Source organism: Lactobacillus delbrueckii subsp. jakobsenii ZN7a-9 = DSM 26046 (genome assembly GCF_001888925.1).
In the GTDB taxonomy this organism is placed as follows: Bacteria; Bacillota; Bacilli; order Lactobacillales; family Lactobacillaceae; genus Lactobacillus; species Lactobacillus delbrueckii.
In genome coordinates this window covers 1,592,143-1,612,047 of sequence record NZ_CP018218.1, presented here as the reverse complement: position 1 = coordinate 1,612,047, position 19,905 = coordinate 1,592,143, and the positions used below count along the sequence as shown (strand labels likewise).

Sequence of the window (19,905 nt, the reverse complement as noted above, 5' to 3'; positions counted from 1 at the left end):
ATGCGTTAAATAAAGGAGAATCAAAATGCCTGAAAAAATCTATGAAATGACTGCCGAAGGCAAGAAGCAGCTGGAAGAAGAACTGCAGAACCTGAAGTTTGTCAAGCGGCCGCAAATCGTTGAACGTTTGAAGATTGCCCGTTCATATGGGGACTTGTCCGAAAACTCAGAATACGACGCCGCTAAAGATGAGCAAATGCGGCTGGAAGAAAGAATCGATGCCGTCAGCGAACAATTGAAGTATGCTGTCATTGTCGACACTGCTGCCGTTGACCCCGACGAAGTAAGTATCGGCAAGACCGTTACGGTTACTGAAGTCGGCGAAGACGAACCGGAAACTTACGAAATCGTGGGGAGCAGCCAGTCTGACCCATTCCACGGCAAGATTTCCAACGAATCTCCGATCGGCAAGGCCCTGCTTGGCCACAAGAAGGGTGAAACGGTCAAGATCAACGTTGACTCAGCCAACGTCAGCTACGATGTCGTAATCAACGACGTTAAGACGACCGACTAAAAAGGCGCTGTCCACCCAGACAGCACCTTTTTTTGCGCTCTATTTTACTTTTTAAATTCTCTGTTTCTTTTTCAAAAGCAGGTAGACAGCCAAAGTTACCAAGCTGATCAAGCTGCCGGCAATCAGGCTGACCGGCAAATAGACCAGGGTCAGCTGGTGCTTGCCCCCCTTTAAGTTGAAGGCCAGGAGGCTGGCAGCGTATTTGCTGGTCTTGACCCGTTTGCCGTTGTCATAGACCAGCCAGTTCTTGGAATATGGAATAGTCGTGATCCAGAGCTTCTTTTGGCTCTTAAAAGTCTGGCTGGAAATTTGCAAGCCAGTCTGCTTTAACTTAAGTTCCGGCGCTTTCAGCTGCTTGATCCCGGCCTTGAAGGCGGAATTGTTAAAGTGCCAGAAGATAAGCTTAGTTAAGTCCAGGGTCGAATTGGTCAAGTTAAAAGTGACCTTGATCTTGGACTTTTTATTTTGGCTGGCGATGTTGACCAGGCGGATCTGCCCGTCCCGGCTCTCGTAGTTGTAGAAGATGTCGTTGACGCTTAAGCTGGCGGTCTTGAAGTCAAAGCCATCCGGGAGCTGCAGGTAGTAGGAGTCATTGCTCTTTGGCGTCAAGCTGAAGGTGACGGAAGCCGGCTTGGCAGAGTTGGCCTTTTTAAAGACCAGGGGATTGGACTGGTTCACTTTCAAGTTGGTCAGCTTGATCTCGCTTTTGACCTTCTTGAAAAGCTGGCCGGACAAGCCCAGGCTTTCCCAGAGCTTTTGCTGGTTGTGAACCGGGTCATTATCCAGGAACTTGACCTTTTTCTGCCCGCTCTGGCTGGCAAAAATCAAAGGCAGGGCCTGCTTGTTTTTTAAAATGCTGATCTGCTTGAACTGCTTTATTGGATAATAGCTGCTCAAATCAGCCCGGTGGTTCAAGTTGTCATAAGGCATCCGCTGGGCGGCTGAAACGCCGTCATAAGAATAATTCGGCTCCAGGTAGTACTTGACTCCCAGGAAAGCGTCAGTCAAAAGCGTCCCGCCCTGGTTGGTGTAAGAGTTGCTGTTGTGGACGTAGCCTAAGCGGCTGAGCAGGTTGGAAGTGTTGGAATTGCTGATGGAGTTAAAGGTCGTGATTCCGTAATAGTTGCCAGTGAAGGGGTCATCGTCTGACCGGCTGAAGCTCTTCTCCGTCCGATAGAGGCTGGAGTCGGTCTTGGCCAGGTAGCTGGTCGCCTGGTTGACGTTGGCTTCAAACTTGGCATAGTTCTTGTTTTCCTGGTAGGAAATCGCGTTTAAGGAAAAAATTAAGTTGACCGTGACTTCCGAAACGACCAAAAGCAGGGCGTAGTGGCCGGCTAAATAGTGCTGGCCGTAAATAAAGAGAATGAAGAGCAGGCTGGCCAAAAGGAAGAGGCCGGTCGCGACTTGTCCGTCTTGCCGGATAAATTCCAGCTTGTCCGGGTTGATAGCCAGGTAAGTGGAGACGCTGGCTCCCAAAAGGGCGGCCAGGATCTTCTGCTGGAGATTGAAGCCGGGTTCCCTGTCCATGTTTTCCAGGGCCAGGTTCAAGGCATAGAAGGAGACCAGGAAGCTGAACCTGGCCGGGTACCAGACCGGGAACTGGCCCAAGTGCCAGATCAAAACCAGGGGGGTAAAGGACAAAGACAAGACCAGGAAGGCCAAAAGCAGACCCCGGGCCAGTTTTTCCCGCTTGCTGAACTGGGAATTAAAGATAAAGAGCAGGGCCAAGAGGGCAAAGCAGGAGCTGATGAAGATGTTGGGCAGGCCGTCCGACATTTCATGGAAGCTGTAGGCCCCGTCGATAAATTTAGCGATTAGCTGGTAGGGCGGAAACTGGAAGTTCAGCTTCCAGCTGATGTCGGCATCAGTTTTCCCAGCTAAAAGTTCCAGAAAAGTCGGCCAGAGGTTGACCCCGGCCAGGCAGCTGCCAAAGAAGCTGCCCTTGAAGTAGGCCCAAAAACGCTTCTTTGGCTCCCTGTTCGTGGCCAGGCCCACTAGCAAATAGAGCAGGCCAAAGAGCAGGGTCATGTAGCCGGTATAGAAGTTGGTCAGCCAGAGCAGGAAGGTAATTAGGACCAGGTGATTTTTCTCCCCGGATAAAAGGCGGTCAATAGCTTCCTGCAGCCAGGGTAAAAGGACCAGGCTGTCCAGCCACATCAAGTTCAAATTGTTGGCAACTACAAAGCCGCAGAGGGCAAAGGCCAAGCTGGCGGCCAGAACGTATTCCTTAGCCAGCTGGTACTTCTTTCCCCAGACCAGGTAGGTGGACAGGCCGATAGCTCCGATCTTGCAGGAGATGACCAAAAGGATCCCCTGGGGCAGGAACTTCTGCGGGAAAAAGAGCAAGAGCAGGTTAAAGGGACTGAGCAGGTAGTAGCTGTCCGTCCCCAGCATGGAGCCGCCCAGGCCGCTGGCAAAACTGTAAATCAACTTGCTTGGGTCCTTAAAGAGATTTTGCTGGTAGTAGGCCAGAAAGTCAACGTACTGCTGGCCCAGGTCGACGGTCAGAATATTGCCCTTCTTGCTGAGGAAGTAACCGGCGAAAATCAAGGCCGGCAGGGCGAAGGCCAGGCAGGCATAAAGCTGCTTAAGGCCGAATTTTTGAAAAAAACGTTTTATTTTGGACATGTACATTAAGAATTGGCTAACTCCTCTTCTGAATGATAGAATTGCGCAGGTCTTTTTGCTAAAATTACTTGTTAGTGAGGATGGTTTTATCATGAGTTATTTTAGAAAGAATAGCGGAACTGGCAACAGTAGTCAAACCGCAAACACCCCTCTCAGAATGAAGATTCTGGTCGGGGTCATCTTAATTTTGTTCGCGGCCTTAATCGGCCAATTAGCATACTTGCAGCTCTTCTACGGTTCGCGCTTTTCCGCGGAGGTTAACGCCACCGACGAAAACACCATGACCAAGTCTGTCCCCCGGGGAGTCATGTACGACTCCCAGGGCCGGGTCCTGGTCGGCAACAAGGCTGAGAACGCGATTACTTACATGCGCAGCCTGTCAACGACTTCCAAAGAGATGTACAAGGTTGCTAATACCCTTAGTAATTATATAAAAATTACCGACGAAAAGCCGACAAAAAGACAAATTGCCGATTATTACCTGGCTGACAGCAGCCGGGCCAAGAAAGTCCTGGCTGCCTTGCCCAAGTCCCAGAAGAAGTCCAGCCTGTCGACTTCAGAAATCAACGACAATGAAGTGGCCTACGTCGAAAACACCCTTAAGCCGTCTTTAACCAGCCAGGAAAAGACGGCCGCCCTCTTGTATAACATGATGTCAGGGGCCACAACCTTGTCGACGATCAACTTAAAGAGTAGCGGCCTCAGTGACAAGGAAATCGCCCAGGTCGGCGAGCACCTGTCTTCCATGCCGGGGGTCGGGATCGGGACTGACTGGAACCGCTACTACCCGAACGGGTCTTCAATCAAGAGTATCATCGGGTCAGTTTCCACGACCAAGACTGGTTTGCCGAGGGACAACCTGCAATACTACCTGGTCAATGGCTATTCCAGAAACGACCGGGTCGGGATTTCCTACCTGGAAAAGGAATACGAGGCCCTCTTGAAGGGGACCAAAGCCAGCTACAAGGTCACCAGCAACTCCAGAAACGAAATCACCAAGACCAAGCAGGTTTACAAGGGCCAGCCCGGGGCCAGCCTGAAATTGACGATTGACGCCAAGTACCAAGTAGCCGTAACCGAGGCCCTCAAGCAGCAGTTTAACTCTGCCTTGAGGGCCGGGGCGGCCAGCCTGTCCAACGGGGCTTACGCGATCGCCATGAACCCGAATACCGGGGCGATCCTGGCTATGTCCGGGATCAGCCATGACCCATCAACGGGCAAGATCACGGACAACGCCCTGGGCAACATCAACCAGTCCTTCGTTATGGGGTCTGTTGTCAAGGGGGCCCAGGTGGCCGGGGGCTTGATCAATAAGGTCATTACCCCAACCAACAACACTCTGCCGGATACGGCCATCTACCTGCCTGGTACTCCGGTCAAGAAGTCTGTTTACCCGATCGGGACTTTCAGCTCCTTGACGGCGGCCAGCGCCCTGGAAGTATCTTCCAACATCTACATGATGCAGTTGACCCTGCGCTGGGTGAAGGCCAGCTATGTGGCCAAGCAGTACATTCACATGCCGGATACGGCCTTTGAGACCTTGAGAAACAACTTTGCCATGTTTGGTTTGGGGCAAAAGACCGGGATCGACCTGCCAGGTGAAAGCTCCGGTATCCAAGGGGCATCAACTGACTCCAACGGGATCATCCTGTCCGGGTCAGTCCTCGACGAATCCTACGGGAACTATGATGCTTATACCCCAATTCAACTGGCTCAGTACATTTCAACGATTGCCAACGGGGGCTACCGGATGCAGCCATACGTTGTCCAGTCTATCGGCAGAACCAGCAGCGACGGCAAGCACTTCTATACTTACTATAACAAGAAGCCGACTGTCCAGTTCAAGATCCCTTGGACAGCGGATGAGCTGGCTGTCATCAAGCAGGGGCTCTACCAGGTCGTTCACGGGTCCAACGCTTGGGGGACAGCGCATGCCTTGAAGAATGTCAAGCCGTCGATCTCCGCTAAAACCGGTACGGCCCAGACATTCTACTACAACACCAAGACCAAGAAGTCGACTGATAAGGAACTGATTAACGAAACCATGGTCGGCTGGGCTTCGTCCAACCACCCGCAGATTGCCTTCGCGGTTGTTTTTGTCGGCATCGATCCGAATAAGGAAGGCAACTACAACAAGAACATGGCCAAGTCGATGGTGACGACTTACTACAATATGTACAAGGGAAAGTTTTCAAGCACAAATTAATAGTTAATTTGGCAAGATAACTTGCTCTTTGCCCTTGGAAATGTTATGATTGTACAGTCAGATATTAATTGTAGGTGGTGAAAATAATGGCAGACAACATCATTTTAGAATGCACCGAATGTGGCGACAGAAGTTACTTATCTAAGAAGAACAAGCGTAAGCATCCGGAACGTTTGACCTTGAAGAAGTATTGCCCAGTTGAAAGACAGGTAACTCTTCACCGCGAGACTAAGTAATAAAAGACAGCAGGTTGAAAGGCCTGCTTTTTTATTTTGCAGGAAGTGAGGGCGTGACTGCTTTGATGGACAAGAATACTTTCCGCTCCTGGCAAAGGCAGCGGCTGGCAGATTTCGCCAAGACTCCGGCTAAAAAAAGGCAAGACCAGGAATTGACTTCCCTGGCCCTGCAGCATCCCCTGGTCCAGGAGGCGAAAAAAATTGGCCTGACCATACCCATGCTGCTGGAAGTGGACATAAATGGCTTGATTAAAGAGCTGCGGGGAGAGGGTAAGGAGCTCTATCTGGCTAAGTGCCATCCCGGCTGGCAGCTGGACTTTTTAAAATGGGACGAAGGCGCTCCCTTAATGCAGACCAAGTTCGGGGTCTGGGAGCTGGCGGAAGAAAAAGAAGCTGATAACGCCTTGGACCTGCTTTTTGTTCCCGGCCTGGCCTTCAGTCCGGCTGGCAAGAGCCGGATTGGTTTTGGCGGGGGCTACTACGACCGCTTTTTGGCACAAAATTCTGTCCAGACCCTGGCCCTGGTCAACTCAGCCATGTACTTTAAGACTCCGGTCTGGCCAATGGAAGACCATGACCAGGCCATGGATGATTTGATTATTGTAAAGGAGGCCGGTGATGAATAATCTGCGGCGTAATTATATGACAACCGCGCTGGTTGTGGCCCTCTTTGCCGTTTTCCTGGTGGAAACCTTTATGGGCGGCTCTGAGAGCACTTCTGTTTTGCTGAAAATGGGGGCTATGTTCAACCCGGCCGTGGTTATAGAGGGACAGTGGTGGCGCCTGTTTACCGCCCAGTTCCTCCATATCGGGATCATGCACATCGCTTCCAACGCGATTATGATCTACTATATCGGCCAGTACGCTGAGCCGGTTTTCGGCCACTGGCGCTTTTTGCTGATCTACCTGCTGTCAGGGGTGGGCGGCAGTCTTTTAACCTTGGCCTTTGGCAATGACCAGGCCATCAGTGCCGGGGCCTCAACTGCCCTCTTTGGCCTCTTTGGGGCCATGACCTGCGCCGGCTTTAAGGATAAAGACAATACCCTTTTGTCCTTCCTGGGCCGGCAGGCTTTGGCCTTAGCGGTCATCAACCTGGTCCTGGACGTCTTCATGCCTGACGTGGATATCCTGGGCCACTTGGGAGGTTTGATCACCGGGGCCTTGCTGGCGGTAATCCTGGGTGACGCGACCTATAAAGGCTACGGCAAGGGCGGCCGGCTATTGGCCGCGGCTGGCTTGATTGTCTATGTGGTTTTGATTTTGCGTTTAGGAATGGCAGTGACGGTATAATGACTGTTTTGAAAAATCTTTACGATGTCCAGCAGCTTTTGAAAAAATACGGCATCCTGGTCCACTTGGGCAAGCGGAAGTGGGACATCGAATTAATGGCGATTGAATTAGACAATTTGTATAAGGCAGGCCTCTTAGATAAAAAAATCTATTTAAACGCGAAACTGGTCTTAAAGCATGAGCACGAATACGAAGAACGGCTTGAGCGGGAAAAAAGGCTGGACTAGCTAGCCCCAGGCTGAATTTAGCGTTATTATGAGATAAGACTTGCAAGAAGGAGCTTTTTTACATGACCAATTTTTTAATCGTTCTTGACGTCATCTTGGGCGTCATCCTGCTGGGCTTTCTGGGCTTCTGGGCCTACAACCGGATCCAGGCCAAGCGCCTGGGCGGGGAGCTGACCAACGAAGAATTCAAGGCCGGGATGCGGAAGGCGCAGATCATCGACGTCCGCGAAGCCAATGAGTTCAAGCATGAACATATTGATGGGGCAAGAAACATCCCATATACCATGTTCAAGTACCAATACACCGAACTGCGGCCAGACCTGCCGGTCTACCTCTACTCGGACTCTTTGACCATGACCCTGCGCTGCGCCAGCATTCTGCGCAAGCACAATTTTGCCAAGGTCTTTTACCTCAAGGACGGCTTCTCCCAATGGGACGGCCGCAAGAAGGCAGCCAAGAACTAAGCTGAAAGCTTGCTGAGAAAATTTCTCAAGCAGGCTTTTTTGGTTTATGATGATAGAAGAGAAAATTGCAGGAGGATTTTATGCAGAAAGTAGTGGCCATAGTCGGGCCGACCGCCGTGGGCAAGACCAGCCTGGCTATCGAGATCGCCAAGAAACTGGACGGGGAGATCGTCTCCGGGGACTCCATGCAGATCTACAAAGAAGTAGCCATTGGCACGGCCAAGGCCAGCCGGGAAGAGCAGGCAGAAGTCAAGCACTACCTGGTGGATGCCCACTCGGTCTTTGAGAATTTTTCCGTAAAAAATTTTGTTGATGAGGCCCGGTCCGCCATCGGAGAGATCGCGGGCAAGGGCAAGCTGGCGATTATCGCAGGCGGGACTGGCTTTTACGTCAATGCCCTTTTAAATGACATGCAGCTGGGGGACAAGGAAGAAGAAGCAGCCAGCGTGGATCCGGAATGGGAAGACTTTTTAGCAGCTAACGGCCCCCAGGCCTTGTGGGAGGAATTAAACAAGAAAGACCCGGAAGCTGCTAAGAAGATCCCGGTGGCCAACAGCCGAAGAAGCCTTAGGGCCCTCAGCGTGATCAGCCGGACGGGCGGGCTTTTTTCCAAGCAGCAGGCAGAAATAAAGCCCCGCTATGACTACTTGATCATCGGCTTAAACAGTGACCGGGAGGCCATCTACCAGCGGATCAACCAGAGAGTGGACTTGATGATGGAGGCCGGGCTGTTAGAAGAGGCCCGCTTTGTCTACGAGCACCGGGCAGGTGAGCACCAGGTCCTGCAGGCTATCGGCTATAAGGAATTTTTCCCTTATTTTGCAGGAGAGGCCAGCTTGGAAACCTGCGTGACGGCCCTTAAGACGGCCTCAAGGCGGTATGCCAAGAGGCAGCTGACTTACTTTAGGAATAAATTGCCGGTTGAGTGGTATGATCCCTTGACGGATCCCAACTGTGCTAACCGGATTGCTGTCAGAATAGAAGAATGGATGAAGTAAGAAAAATGAGAAAATTACCAGAAGAATTAAAGGCAATCCTGGCTGAAGTTGACCAGAAAATTGCCCCCCGCCTGCGGGAGATTGACGACTAGGTGGTCTATAACCAGGGAAAGGTCCTCAAGGCCTTTGTCGACCACCAGGTGGCGGAAGCTGACCTCAAGGGGACCAACGGCTACGGGGATGATGACATCGGCCGAGAAAAGCTGGAAGCCATCTATGCCCAGGTTTTCCTGACTGAAGACGCCCTGGTCCGGCCCCAGTTCGTCTCCGGTACCCACACCCTGGCCGTGGCGTTAGACGGCAACCTTTTGCCAGGTGAAACTTTGACCTACCTGACCGGGATGCCTTATGACACCATGCAGCAGGTGATCGGCCTGGCCCCGAAGAAGCGGGGGACATTGATCCAAAAGGGGATCAACTTCTCCTACGTGCCTTTAAACGAAGAAGGCGGGGTTGACTACGAAGAAGCGGAAAAGGTCCTCAAGCGCGACCAGCCCCATATCGTGGTCATCCAGCGGTCTAGGGGCTATGACACCCGGCAGAGCTACACGGTTGACCAGATCAAGGAAATGACTGCTTTTGTTAAAAAGGTCAGCCCAGAAAGCTTGGTCTTCGTCGACAACTGCTATGGGGAATTTTCTGAAAAGCATGAGCCGACTGAATACGGGGTCGACTTTATGGCCGGCTCCTTGATCAAGAACGCCGGCGGCGGGATCGCCCAGACTGGCGGCTACATCGTCGGCAAAGAGGAACTGGTCGAAAACGCGGCTATCCGCTTGACGGCTCCGGGGATCGGCAAGGAAGAAGGGGCCACCTTGACCAACATGCACGAGTTTTATGAAGGCTTCTTCCTGGCTCCGCACACAACCGGTGAAGCCATCAAGGGGATGATCTTCTCAGCAGCTCTTTTGGAAAAAATGGGCTGTGAAGTCACGCCAAAATGGCATGAACCGCGAACCGACCTCATTCAGACGATCGTCTTCAATGATCCGGAAAAAGATGATCAATTTTACTAAAGAAGTGCAGAAAAATTCGCCAATTGACTCCTTCGTTGAGCCAATTCCAAGCGATATGCCAGGTTACGAAGATAAGGTTATCATGGCCGCCGGCAATTTCGTCTCTGGTTCAACCATGGAATTCTCAGCAGATGGCCCGATCCGGCCGCCTTACGCCCTCTACATGCAAGGTGGTCTAACTTATGTTCACGATAGAATAGCAGTTACAACTGCCGTAAATCATTTGTTTTTTAAGGAAAATGGCTAAAAGACCTTTTTTATTAAAAATGTCTTTAGACCAATTTGACCTCACGCGGTTAGAGTGGTATCTTTAAAGCATCGATTAGCATAGAGCCAATTGAGTAGTTGATCGTAAATTTATTCTTGATTTTTAAAGGTGAGAACATGAGCAAGGTAATTACTGAAGAAGAAATCCGCAAAGATGTAGAAGAGAAGAACGTTCGCTTTTTGCGTTTGGCCTTCACTGACATTAACGGTACGCTGAAGAACTTGGAAGTTCCTGTCAGCCAATTGGACGACGTCTTGGGCAACCAAACCCGTTTTGACGGTTCATCAATCGACGGCTTCGTTCGTCTGGAAGAAAGTGACATGGTTCTGTACCCAGACCTGTCAACTTGGTTAGTTCTGCCATGGACGACTGTTGAAGAAGGCACGATCGGCCGCCTGGTTTGCTCAGTTCACAACGTAGACGGCACTCCATTTGAAGGTGACCCACGCAACAACTTGAAGAAGATTATTGCGGAAATGGAAGAAATGGGCTTCTCCGATTTTGAAATCGGCTTTGAGGCTGAATTCTTCCTCTTCAAGGAAGGCAAGAACGGGGAAGAAACCACCAAGGTTTCCGACCACAGCTCATACTTCGACATGGCTTCTGAAGACGAAGGCGCCAAGTGCCGTCGGGAAATCGTGGAAACTTTGGAAAAGCTGGGCTTCCGCGTAGAAGCTGCCCACCACGAAGTCGGCGATGGCCAGCAGGAAATCGACTTCCGCTTCGACAATGCCTTGGCAACTGCTGACAAGTTGCAAACCTTTAAGATGGTTGTAAAGACTATCGCCCGCAAGTACCACCTGTACGCAAGCTTCATGGCTAAGCCAGTTGAAGGTTTGGCCGGCAACGGGATGCACACCAACATGTCCCTCCTCAAGGACGGCAAGAACGCCTTCTACGACAAGGATGGCCAATACCACCTGTCAACTACTGCCTTGACCTTCTTGAACGGGATTTTGGAACACGCCCGCGCTATTACCTGCGTGGCTAACCCAACGGTCAACTCCTACAAGCGGCTGATCCCAGGCTTTGAAGCCCCAGTTTACATCTCATGGGCTAGCCGGAACCGGTCACCAATGGTCCGGATTCCTAACGCCAACGAAGTCGGCACTCGTTTGGAAATGCGGTCAACTGACCCAACTGCTAACCCATACCTGCTTTTGTCAGCCTGCTTGAAGGCTGGTTTGACCGGGATCAAGGAAGGCAAGCTGCCAATGGCACCTGTAACTTCCAACCTGTTTGAAATGACTGATGACGAACGCAAGGAACTGGGCATCAAGCCATTGCCATCAACCCTGCACAATGCTATCAAGGCCTTCAAGGAAGACGAAGTCGTCAAGTCTGCCTTCAGCAAACACATCGTTGACAGCTTCCTGGAATTGAAGGAAACTGAATGGGCTCTGTACACCCAATCAGTTTCAGAATGGGAAGTAAAGCGCTACTTCAATTACTAAAGTTCAGAATACGATATTTATCATTGACTAATCAGAAAGTCTGCCTTTTGGGCAGACTTTTTTCTTATGAAGAAATCAGGCTTAATTATCTTAAGCAAGCAGTCGCTTGCTAGCGCTTTACTGCTGGATAATCGAAAAAAGGCAAAGAGATTTTTGCCAGCCTTAGCGAAGAAGGGCGAAATATGGTAAAATCTAATTTGTTTTTAAGCAAAAAAACGTTGATTGAATTGATTGAGACTAAAGAGGGTTTTACAGTGAGCAGCAAGAGCGCAAGTATTTCCCCGGCCAAAGCGGGGCGGATGGAGCAGGAAAAGGGAAAGTCGATTTATTCCAAAGACGTCATCTTGGTCATGACCGCCTCCTTCCTGTTTTTGTTCGGGACCATGTTCAACAACCCATTGATCAACGGCTATGCTGAAAGCCTGGGGGCCAGCAGCATTTTATCCGGGGTGATCGTGGGGATTATGAGCTTCGCGGCCATGTTTCTCCGGCCAATCGCCGGTAACTTGACTGACAAGTTCTCCAAGTACCAGCTGTCTTTTATCGGTGGGGTGCTGATCCTTATCGGGATCGTGGGCTATATTGTTTCGCCTAACGGGGAGCTCTTGCTCTTGTTTAGAATCATCAACGGGACTGGTTTTGTCCTTTGCACGGTCTGCATGACCACCTGGATCGCCTTCCTGGTTCCCCGCCAGCACGTCGGGTCGGCCATGGGTTTGTACGGGCTGATGAATGCTTTGGCCATGTCCATTGCCCCGGCTATTTCCATCAACCTTTATAAGGTGATTGGCTACCGGAAAACCATGATGCTGCCAGCCGCGGCAACTTTGATCATGATCATCATCATCCAGTTCGTCGGCAACCGGGCTGTTCCTAGTCCTCGGCAAAAAGAAAAGAAGCAGTTCAAGATGATCTCCGTCAACGCTTTGCCAGTAGCACTTTTGACGACCTGTTTCGGGATTCCATACTTCGTCACCCAGGCCGACATCGTGACTTACGTGGCCAAGATGCACATGCCAGTGGCGGTAGGGAGCTACTTCTTCATCTACGCCATCGTCTTGCTCTTGATCCGGACCTTCCTCAAGAACTACTTTGACACGGTCCGCTTCGGGGTCTGGTTCTGGCTGAGCCTGGTGGCTACGGCCATTTACCTGGTCCTTTTGGCCTACATGAGCAGCAACTGGATGATGGCCCTGGGGGCGGCCGGGATGGCGGTCGGCTATGGCTTGATCTACTCCGTCCTGCAGTCAACGGCCCTGCTTTTGTCACCGGCTAATGAACAGGGTCTGGGCAGCGCCACCTTTTACCTGGGCCTGGACATCGCCATGGCCTTTGGGCCGATGCTGGCCGGGGTTGTGGCCAAGGCTCTGCCGGGCCGCTGGTTCTACCTGGTCCAGCTGATCGTGGTACCTTTGGCCTTGATCGTTTACCTAATTTGGCGCAAGCACTTGAACGGGGCAATTGATAATCACTAAAATACAAAAATTAAACCAGCCGCCAGGCTGGTTTTTCTTTTACCTCTTAATTGGCTATAATTGATGATAGCGTAAATTTTTTGGAAGGAAGAAAAGAATAATGGAAATCGAGAAATTGAAGGCAGATTACATCAATTGGCTGGCGGGGCAGACAGTTTTTAAGCCCTGGTCAGACACGGTTTTCCAGGTAGAAAACGAACTGGTTGATGCTTACGGCCGCAAGCCTTTTATCCTGGTCGAAAAAAGCGGGGACAAGTACACGGTAACTGATGATGGCTACCTCATGTACAAGTACAACCCATTGGAAGAAAACGAGGATTTGAACGAGTACGCGGCCGGGATGATTATGGACGCTGGTTTTGACTTTGATGAAGACCATGCCGTTATTGAGCAGACAGTCAGTGAAGAAAGTTTGCCTGGTGCCATCGATGCCTTGATGCAGCTGGAAATCATGATTTCCTTTATTGCTTAAAAAGTAGGAATATAAAAGAAAAAATAGATATTCTATGAGAAGGTAAGAAGCCTTGCACGCTTGTGCAGGGCTTTTTTATAAAAATGGTTCAGTATAAATTCTTGTGTAAATAGAAAATAGGCAATAAAAAAAGAAGGGTTGTCCCTTACAATGTTAATAACGACAAAAACACAGGGGCCCTTCTTACTATGAATTATACAGAACTGTCAGTTGCTACTCAAGATGTTATGCCTAACAAAGGTGTCTTATTCTTTAAATCAGGTCTTTCCGATTTTATTCAAGTTTGCGAGCCAATTCAAAATGAAGATGGATTAACCTTTGTAGGAAAGCTAGATGAGTGTGGTGATACTTTCTGTCCTAATTGCTCAAGAAAGCTAGTTAAAAATGGGTCTTTAGAATCTACTCTTAAGCACGTCGCTATTGGTGGAATACGCACCAATATCAGAGTGTCCTATGCACGTTTTCGTTGTCTTAACATTGATTGCCAATTCAACACTAGAAGCCAGTCTATCCCTTTTAAAGCTAATGATTATCGCATCACCAAACCTTTAAAAGAATACACTGAGAAACTGTTAAGCTATAGCCTTACTCTAAAGGCAGTGGCTTGGCTTACTGGCTTGGATAAGATAACTGTAAAGCCAATTCACAAGTCTCTTCTGCTGTCTAAATTTACAACTGATGGCAAGACACTCATAAAACCTGAAAGGCAGGCAAAATACTTAGCCATTGATGAGTTTAAGCTCCACGATGGCCATAAGTACGCCACCGCAATCATAGACTGGGAAACAGGGTATATTCTCTACTTAGCCCATGGCAAGAAGAAAGCCGTTGTTTTCGAGTTTATGGATCATGTTGGCGATGAGTGGATGTCAAAAGTTGAGGCACTTCACTAGTAGCACAGGAGTTTATTTGTTGCTTATTCTTTTTTGCCTAATTTAAAACTTTTCGCCGACTTCCGCAGATTCGACATCTGGCAGAGGCTGGCCGTCTTGGTCAAAGTAGCTGTCGATGTCCCGGCACCAAATGATGGCGATGGTATTTTTCCCGCAGTGAACGCCAACAACGGGGCCAATGATGGACCGGTCAAACTTGTCCTTTGGGAAAGCAGCCTGGTAATCTTTAATCCATTCGTCGCCCCGATCGGGGTTAGCCGCGTCAAAAATCGTGGCCTGGATTGGGTAGTCCTTGTTTTCCGTCAATTCGCGGAAGTCGTTTTGGATATGCTTGTAGGCCCGCTTATATTGGCGTTCCTTGGCAATGGCGGAGATGTGGCCAGTCTTTTGCACGTCCATGGCTAGGATTGGCGTAATGTGGAGTAAGGTGCCGATAAAGCTGGCCGCGTTTGACAGGCGGCCGGTCCGCTTGAGGTGGCCCAGGTTGTCGACCAAGAAACGGACGCCGATCGTCTTGCGCAGGTCTTCCAGGTCCTTCATAATGAGGTCGACGCTGGCTCTGGCATTAACCAGGCGGGCAGCCAAAATGGCGCAGTCAGCCAGGCCGGCACAGGTAGTACGGCAGTCAAAAGGATGAATCTTGATCCGGTCTTCTTCAGCCGCGTAGTTGACCAGGTTGTTGTAGGAGCTGGAGATCCCGCTGGACAAAGGCAGGATGATTACGTCGGTGTAGCCTTCTTCCACGTAGCGGTCGACGAATTCCATGATCTGACCCAAAGATGGCTGGGAAGTGGTCGGCAGGGTCTGGCTAGTAGAGATTTTTTCATAAAATTCTTCATAGCTGATGTCGACCAGGTCGTAGTAGGTCTTCCCGTCCCAAATCAAGGGAATCGGCACCACGTCGATATGATACTTCTCTTGTTGCTCCTCGCTCAGGTAAGCAGAACTGTCTGTTAAAACAGCAATTTTCATATTTTTCCTCCGAGCATTATTATTCTAAAAAATTTTATCCTAATCATATTTTAGTGAAAAATGGACAAATGGGCAAGATGGGGAGAAAATGCTTGCCGCCGGATAAAAGCAGGATTATAGTTAAGATAGAATAATCTTTTGCAAAAACTACAAAAACTTCTTGACTATATGCGCGAATAGAGGCGAGCGGTATGGAAGACATTTTCTTTACGGTAACGGGCTGCAACCACTACTTTGGGACGGAAGCTTTCAAGCCGAGAATGAAGGTAACCTTGTACAAGGGACCTGACAACAAGTATGACAAGGAAGCCATTAGGGTGGAAGCCCGGGCTTTAGTCAAGATCGGCTACGTGGCCAACAGCCCGTATACTGTCTTGGGCGAAAGCCGCAGCGCCGGCCGCCTGTACGACTTGATCGACGACGGGGCGACAGGCCGGGTGCTCTACGTCCTGCCGCAAGGGCTGGTCTGCGAGCTGGAAGAGACTGGTTTTGAAAAAGTTAAAAAGATTTATAAAAAACACAGGAATTATTAATTTGCCGTGAAAAATCCTGCTTGAGACAGCAATGTTGCTTTCAAGCAGGATTTTGCTTTTTTAAAGAAAATATATTTCAACAAATCCCGAACAATAGAGTAACTATGCTTGGCTTGTGTTAATGGCATTAAAGTTTTTAGCAAAAATCCAACTTTAAAAAAGTGAAAATGGTGCTAGAATAGTAACAATTATTTTCTTACAGGGGTAAAAGACACTATGAAAAAACTGATTGACCTCCACCTGCACTTAGATGGCTCCCTACCTTACCAAACCGTCCGTGAACTGCTGGCTAAAGAGGGGAGAAGCCTGCCGGAAGCTGACCTGCGAAAAAGACTTTCAGTCAGCCCGGACTGCCGGAACCTGGACGAATACCTGGACAAGTTCAACTTCCCCTTGTCCTTGATGCAGACAGCAGAAAACTTGCGTCTGATTGTCAAAGAACTCTTAGCAGAGCTGCGTGGACAAGGCCTGGTTTACGCGGAAATTCGCTTTGCCCCGCAGAAGCACACGGAAACTTTGACCCAGGCAGAAGCTGCCCAGGCGGTTCTCGATGGCAGAGACGATTTTTACGCCTGGCAAAAAGGGCAGGAAGGAGACGACCTGCACGCCAACTTCCTCCTTTGCTTGATGCGGCTAGTTGGTCAGGATGAAGCAAACTGGGAAACTTTAAGAGTGGCTAAAGAGTTTAAAGATCAGGGAGTAGCTGGCCTGGACCTGGCGGGCCCGGAAAACGAAGAAGTGGCCAACCGCAAGTACGCGCCCTTTTTCCAGCAGGCAAGAGAATGGGGGATTCCATACACCATCCATGCCGGTGAAGCCATGGGGCCAGAGTCGATGAGAGAGGCCCTGGCCTTAGGGACCAAGCGGATCGGCCACGGCATCCGCTGCCAGGAAGACCCAAGTCTGGTTAAAGAATTGGCTGAAGACGGGATTACTCTTGAATGCTGCGCCAGCTCAAACCTGAACACCAAGGTTTTTGACCAGATCGCCGAATACCCCCTCCGCTCCATGCTGGGGCAAAATCTGCGGGTAACCTTGAATACCGACAACATGACGGTCTCAGTGACCAACCTGCCCCGCGAATACCAGCTCATGGAAGAGCAGGGTTTGACTAAGTCTGAAGAAAAGCAGCTTTACTTAGACTCGGTTAGAGCCGCTTTTGCCAGCCAGGAGGAAAAAGACCGCCTTTTGGCCTTGCTGGAAAAATAAGCCTAAAGATTTTAGAACGAAGAAAACTGCATCCCTGGGGATGCAGTTTTTTGATTAGTTGTTGGTGTTAAGCGGTAAAGTGTTAAGTACTAAATTAGATTGATTTGGTTGTTTTGTTTATTGCCTTTTATTGTATCTTTTTTACTTTTAACTTATTGGTACAGAGCCGTTGACAGGTAGCGTTCCCCCTTGTCCGGCGCTACAGTGACTACCTTCTTGCCGGCACCCAGCTTCTTGGCCAGTTCGATGGCCCCGTGGATGTTGGCCCCAGCAGAGATCCCTGGCAAAAAGCCTTCCAGGCGGGCAACTTCTCTAGCTGTTGCAAAGGCATCATCGCTGGAAACTTCGACAATCCCGTCGTAGATAGACTGGTCTAAAGTCTTTGGAATGAAGCCAGCAGAGATCCCCTGGATCTTATGCGGGCCCTTCTTGCCTTCCTTCAAAAGCGGGGATTCCGCCGGTTCCAGGGCGTAGACCTTGACGTCGCCGGCCTTCTTCAAGGCCCGGCCAATCCCGGTCAAAGTGCCGCCGGTACCAACCCCGGCTACAAAAGCGTCTGGCAAATCGCCGGCAAAGGCGTTGACGATTTCCTGGCCCGTGGTCAGTTCGTGGATTTCCGGGTTAGCCGGATTTTCAAACTGCATTGGCAGGAAGTAGCCCTTTTCTTTAATCAGCTTTTCCGCCAAAGCGATAGAACCTGGCATCCCGTCCTTGCCCGGGGTTAAAAGCAGTTCAGCCCCGTAGGCCCGCATGATCTTCTTTCTTTCCTCGCTCATGGTTTCCGGCATGGCGATGATCAAGTGGTAGCCCTTGGCGCTGGCAACAGCGGCCAGGCCAATCCCGGTGTTGCCGGAAGTTGGTTCTACGATGGTGTCGCCAGGCTTAAGCTTGCCTTCTTTTTCTGCCTTTTCAATCATGGCCAGGGCAATCCGGTCCTTGATCGACCCGCCCGGGTTTAAGAATTCCAGCTTGACGTAGACGTCGGCAGCTCCTTCCGGGACGACCCGGTTTAACTTAACGATTGGGGTGTGGCCGATAGTTTCCAAAATGTTGCCATAAATGCGGTCAGTTGACATAGTTTTTTCTCCTTAAATTATTCGCTAAAAAATTCTAAACCTTATTTGATAGTTTGCAGCCAGTTTTTAAAAAAGTGCTGCTGGCTGCTTTCCCAGGTAAACTGGGGCAGGGACATGGCGGCTTCATCCGCGAAATACCGCTGCGGTTTCGCTAGCTTCCGTTCATCACCTCCTATAGCGGATAATTCCCGCTGGTATTCCTTGCTAAAAGCCTGGGGGCCGTACTCCAGGTGGCTGAAGAGAAAGACCTGCTGGCCAGGCCCAGTGACCAGAGTAAGGTGGCCATCTGGTGTGGCCGCGTTGATGGTTAAAGCTTTTTCTTGCTCAATCTCGCTCCTGTTCATCTCAGCGTAGCGGGCATGCGGGGCCCGAAAGCCTGTGACCAGGCCACTTAACAGGGGGGCGGGAGCCAGGATCTCCTGGGGGTAGATGCCGAAAATCTTCTCCGGCAGGGGATGCTTGCCGATCCCGTAGAAATAGTAGAGAGCCGCCATGGCGCCCCAACAGACATAGAGCTGGGGAATGTTTTTTGCCTTTAAGAGGTCAAAGAGCTTGGTCAATTCCTCCCAGTAGTCGACTTCGCTAAAGGGTAGGAGCTCGATCGGGGCGCCGGTGACGATGAAGCCGTCCAGCTTGGCAACTGTCTTGAGATTTAGCGGCTCAGCCGGCCAGTTTTGGGGTCGGGGCCGGTTTAGATAGTGGCTTTGGGGGTAAAAATAAGTGATTTGAGTTTCCGGGCTGGCTTCTTTGATCACATGGCTGAACCGTTTCTGGGTGTCGATCTTGTCATGCATCAAATTGAGAATGCCGATTTTCTTGCTCATCTTGTTTGTCAGTCCTTTTTTAAAAAATAGCAGGTAAATCTGGGAAAACAAAAAGACGCGCGAGCCAAGCTCTACGCGTCTTAAACAATCAAAGTTATTTGGATATTTGGGAATTCTGGTCTGCTCCTAGCTTTCCAGTCCAAGCCAAATAGTGGATTGCTTAAGACACAATCCACAACAACAAGCAGTCATGTTTACGTTGAACAGGTTCTTGTTGAACATTTGGCTTACCTCCTAAATTAGTTACTTGAAGTATAACCGCTATTTTTTGCTTTGGCAAGAAAATTAGAAAAAAGTTACAAAAAATAATTTCCTTTATTTTTCTGCTCCTGCAGGCAGAAGTTCTGCCAGATGGCTAAAAGGGTCACCAAAGCTAGGCAGCTGAACATGATAAAGTCGTATCTCCCGTCCTGGTAGCTTCTTTGGCCCAAAGTCCCTTGCCCCGTTTTCTGGGCCAGGGAGATCAGGGGCGTGGCCAGACTGATGCCGACTGAACCGGCAAAATGCTGGAGCATGTTGAAAGAGGAGTTAACGTCAGCCACGTTTTTCCGGTCAACCAAAGTTGAGGCGTTGGAGATGGTGTTGGCAAAGCTCAAGTTGGAGCCGGACCGGATCACGATATGGCAGACAACGATCAAGACCGGGGTCAGCAAGGGCTGCAGGACCAAAAGCAGGCAGTTGCCCAAAAGAAAGAGGCAGCCGCCCAGGGTTAGTGGGAACTTGAAGCCCCGCTTGTCGGCCAGTTTCCCGGCAAAAGGCGAGATGACGGCCCCCACGCAGGAGCCTGGCAAAAGGACCAGGCCGCTGATCAAGCTGCTGGTCCCGATTAAAGATAAGGCATAGATAATGGCAAAAAGGGCCAGACCCAGCAAGAGCAGGTAGGCGGTAGTTCCCATGACGATGGTCACTGTCAAGAGATAGGCGGTAGCGATCTACTGGACGGTTGCCAGGGGCTGGTGGAACTCTTTGACTAAAAGCGGGTAGGTGACGTTCATGGAGGTTTCATTCAGAATACCGATGAAGGTCATCAGGCCCGCACTGAAAATAGCGAGGTTGACTTTGCTTGATTTTTCCATAAGAACCTTTCTAAGAACACAAAAAGGCTGTCAGCGGTAGCTCCGCGACAGCCTTTTACTTTGTTTGCGATAAA

At 50.1% G+C, this 19,905-nt stretch carries 17 protein-coding genes and 3 pseudogenes; 15 read left to right on the top strand and 5 right to left on the bottom strand.

The features are described from left to right. Nucleotides 1–25 precede the first annotated feature (25 nt). The gene (gene greA, locus LJ046_RS08180) at nt 26–514 is read left to right on the top strand and encodes a transcription elongation factor GreA (RefSeq protein ID WP_002879257.1); all 489 of its coding nucleotides are present in this window, start codon (nt 26–28) and stop codon (nt 512–514) included. Between the two features lie 51 nt (nt 515–565). On the opposite strand, the gene LJ046_RS08175 is transcribed toward greA, so the two are convergent. Continuing rightward, nucleotides 566–3,148 (bottom strand): YfhO family protein, encoded by a 2,583-nt coding sequence (locus tag LJ046_RS08175; protein WP_002879258.1) that lies wholly within the window; start codon nt 3,146–3,148, stop codon nt 566–568. Nucleotides 3,149–3,233: 85 nt separating this feature from the next. On the opposite strand from LJ046_RS08175, the gene LJ046_RS08170 reads away from it, so the two are divergent. The 12 genes and pseudogenes from LJ046_RS08170 to LJ046_RS09875 all read left to right on the top strand — a co-directional run. Next, nucleotides 3,234–5,348, top strand: coding sequence for a peptidoglycan D,D-transpeptidase FtsI family protein (locus LJ046_RS08170; RefSeq protein WP_035176694.1), 2,115 nt, complete (start codon nt 3,234–3,236; stop codon nt 5,346–5,348). 86 nt (nt 5,349–5,434) lie between these two features. Beyond that, the gene (gene rpmG / locus LJ046_RS08165) at nt 5,435–5,584 is read left to right on the top strand and encodes a 50S ribosomal protein L33 (protein ID WP_002879260.1); all 150 of its coding nucleotides are present in this window, start codon (nt 5,435–5,437) and stop codon (nt 5,582–5,584) included. A 53-nt stretch (nt 5,585–5,637) separates the two neighbouring features. Beyond that, complete coding sequence (locus tag LJ046_RS08160; protein WP_002879261.1) at nt 5,638–6,210, top strand: 5-formyltetrahydrofolate cyclo-ligase; 573 nt, start codon at nt 5,638–5,640, stop codon at nt 6,208–6,210. Next, nucleotides 6,203–6,874 carry a rhomboid family intramembrane serine protease gene (locus tag LJ046_RS08155; RefSeq protein WP_002879262.1) on the top strand — a complete coding sequence of 224 codons (672 nt, stop codon included), beginning with the start codon at nt 6,203–6,205 and terminating at the stop codon, nt 6,872–6,874. Before LJ046_RS08160 ends, LJ046_RS08155 begins: the two co-directional genes overlap by 8 nt. Further along, nucleotides 6,874–7,101: a YqgQ family protein gene (locus LJ046_RS08150; RefSeq protein WP_035176695.1), complete on the top strand. Its 228-nt coding sequence runs from the start codon at nt 6,874–6,876 to the stop codon at nt 7,099–7,101. The genes LJ046_RS08155 and LJ046_RS08150 overlap by 1 nt, the downstream gene beginning before the upstream one ends. A gap of 62 nt (nt 7,102–7,163) precedes the next feature. Continuing rightward, nucleotides 7,164–7,565 carry a rhodanese-like domain-containing protein gene (locus tag LJ046_RS08145; RefSeq protein ID WP_002879265.1) on the top strand — a complete coding sequence of 134 codons (402 nt, stop codon included), beginning with the start codon at nt 7,164–7,166 and terminating at the stop codon, nt 7,563–7,565. Nucleotides 7,566–7,645: 80 nt separating this feature from the next. Beyond that, the gene (gene miaA, locus LJ046_RS08140) at nt 7,646–8,563 is read left to right on the top strand and encodes a tRNA (adenosine(37)-N6)-dimethylallyltransferase MiaA (RefSeq protein ID WP_002879267.1); all 918 of its coding nucleotides are present in this window, start codon (nt 7,646–7,648) and stop codon (nt 8,561–8,563) included. A 5-nt stretch (nt 8,564–8,568) separates the two neighbouring features. Next, nucleotides 8,569–9,826: pseudogene (locus LJ046_RS09880) on the top strand (methionine gamma-lyase family protein). 137 nt (nt 9,827–9,963) lie between these two features. Beyond that, a complete protein-coding gene (gene glnA, locus LJ046_RS08125; RefSeq protein ID WP_002879271.1) occupies nt 9,964–11,301 on the top strand; it encodes a type I glutamate--ammonia ligase in 1,338 nt (445 codons plus the stop codon). A 254-nt stretch (nt 11,302–11,555) separates the two neighbouring features. Then, entirely contained in the window at nt 11,556–12,776 is a 1,221-nt protein-coding gene (locus LJ046_RS08120) for an MFS transporter (protein WP_035176702.1), read from the top strand. Nucleotides 12,777–12,876: 100 nt separating this feature from the next. Next, nucleotides 12,877–13,248, top strand: a complete 372-nt coding sequence (locus tag LJ046_RS08115; RefSeq protein ID WP_002879274.1) for a hypothetical protein — start codon at nt 12,877–12,879, stop codon at nt 13,246–13,248. A gap of 188 nt (nt 13,249–13,436) precedes the next feature. Continuing rightward, nucleotides 13,437–14,135 (top strand): annotated as a pseudogene (locus LJ046_RS09875) (transposase); the annotation flags it as partial. Between the two features lie 48 nt (nt 14,136–14,183). Here the strand turns inward: LJ046_RS09875 and LJ046_RS08105 are convergent. Then, nucleotides 14,184–15,113, bottom strand: coding sequence for a DegV family protein (locus LJ046_RS08105; protein WP_002879277.1), 930 nt, complete (start codon nt 15,111–15,113; stop codon nt 14,184–14,186). Nucleotides 15,114–15,304: 191 nt separating this feature from the next. On the opposite strand from LJ046_RS08105, the gene LJ046_RS08100 reads away from it, so the two are divergent. Both LJ046_RS08100 and add read left to right on the top strand, forming a co-directional pair. Continuing rightward, on the top strand, nt 15,305–15,646 hold the full coding sequence (locus LJ046_RS08100) for an HIRAN domain-containing protein (protein ID WP_002879278.1): 342 nt from the start codon (nt 15,305–15,307) through the stop codon (nt 15,644–15,646). Nucleotides 15,647–15,862: 216 nt separating this feature from the next. Next, nucleotides 15,863–16,855: an adenosine deaminase gene (gene add, locus LJ046_RS08095; protein WP_002879279.1), complete on the top strand. Its 993-nt coding sequence runs from the start codon at nt 15,863–15,865 to the stop codon at nt 16,853–16,855. Between the two features lie 152 nt (nt 16,856–17,007). Here the strand turns inward: add and cysK are convergent, their stop codons facing one another. From cysK to LJ046_RS08080, 3 genes and pseudogenes are all read right to left on the bottom strand, one after another. Further along, on the bottom strand, nt 17,008–17,931 hold the full coding sequence (cysK, locus tag LJ046_RS08090; RefSeq protein ID WP_002879280.1) for a cysteine synthase A: 924 nt from the start codon (nt 17,929–17,931) through the stop codon (nt 17,008–17,010). 41 nt (nt 17,932–17,972) lie between these two features. Beyond that, nucleotides 17,973–18,755, bottom strand: coding sequence for a homoserine O-succinyltransferase (locus tag LJ046_RS08085; RefSeq protein ID WP_002879281.1), 783 nt, complete (start codon nt 18,753–18,755; stop codon nt 17,973–17,975). 296 nt (nt 18,756–19,051) lie between these two features. Then, a pseudogene (locus LJ046_RS08080) lies at nt 19,052–19,831 on the bottom strand (MFS transporter). Between the last annotated feature and the right edge of the window lie 74 nt (nt 19,832–19,905).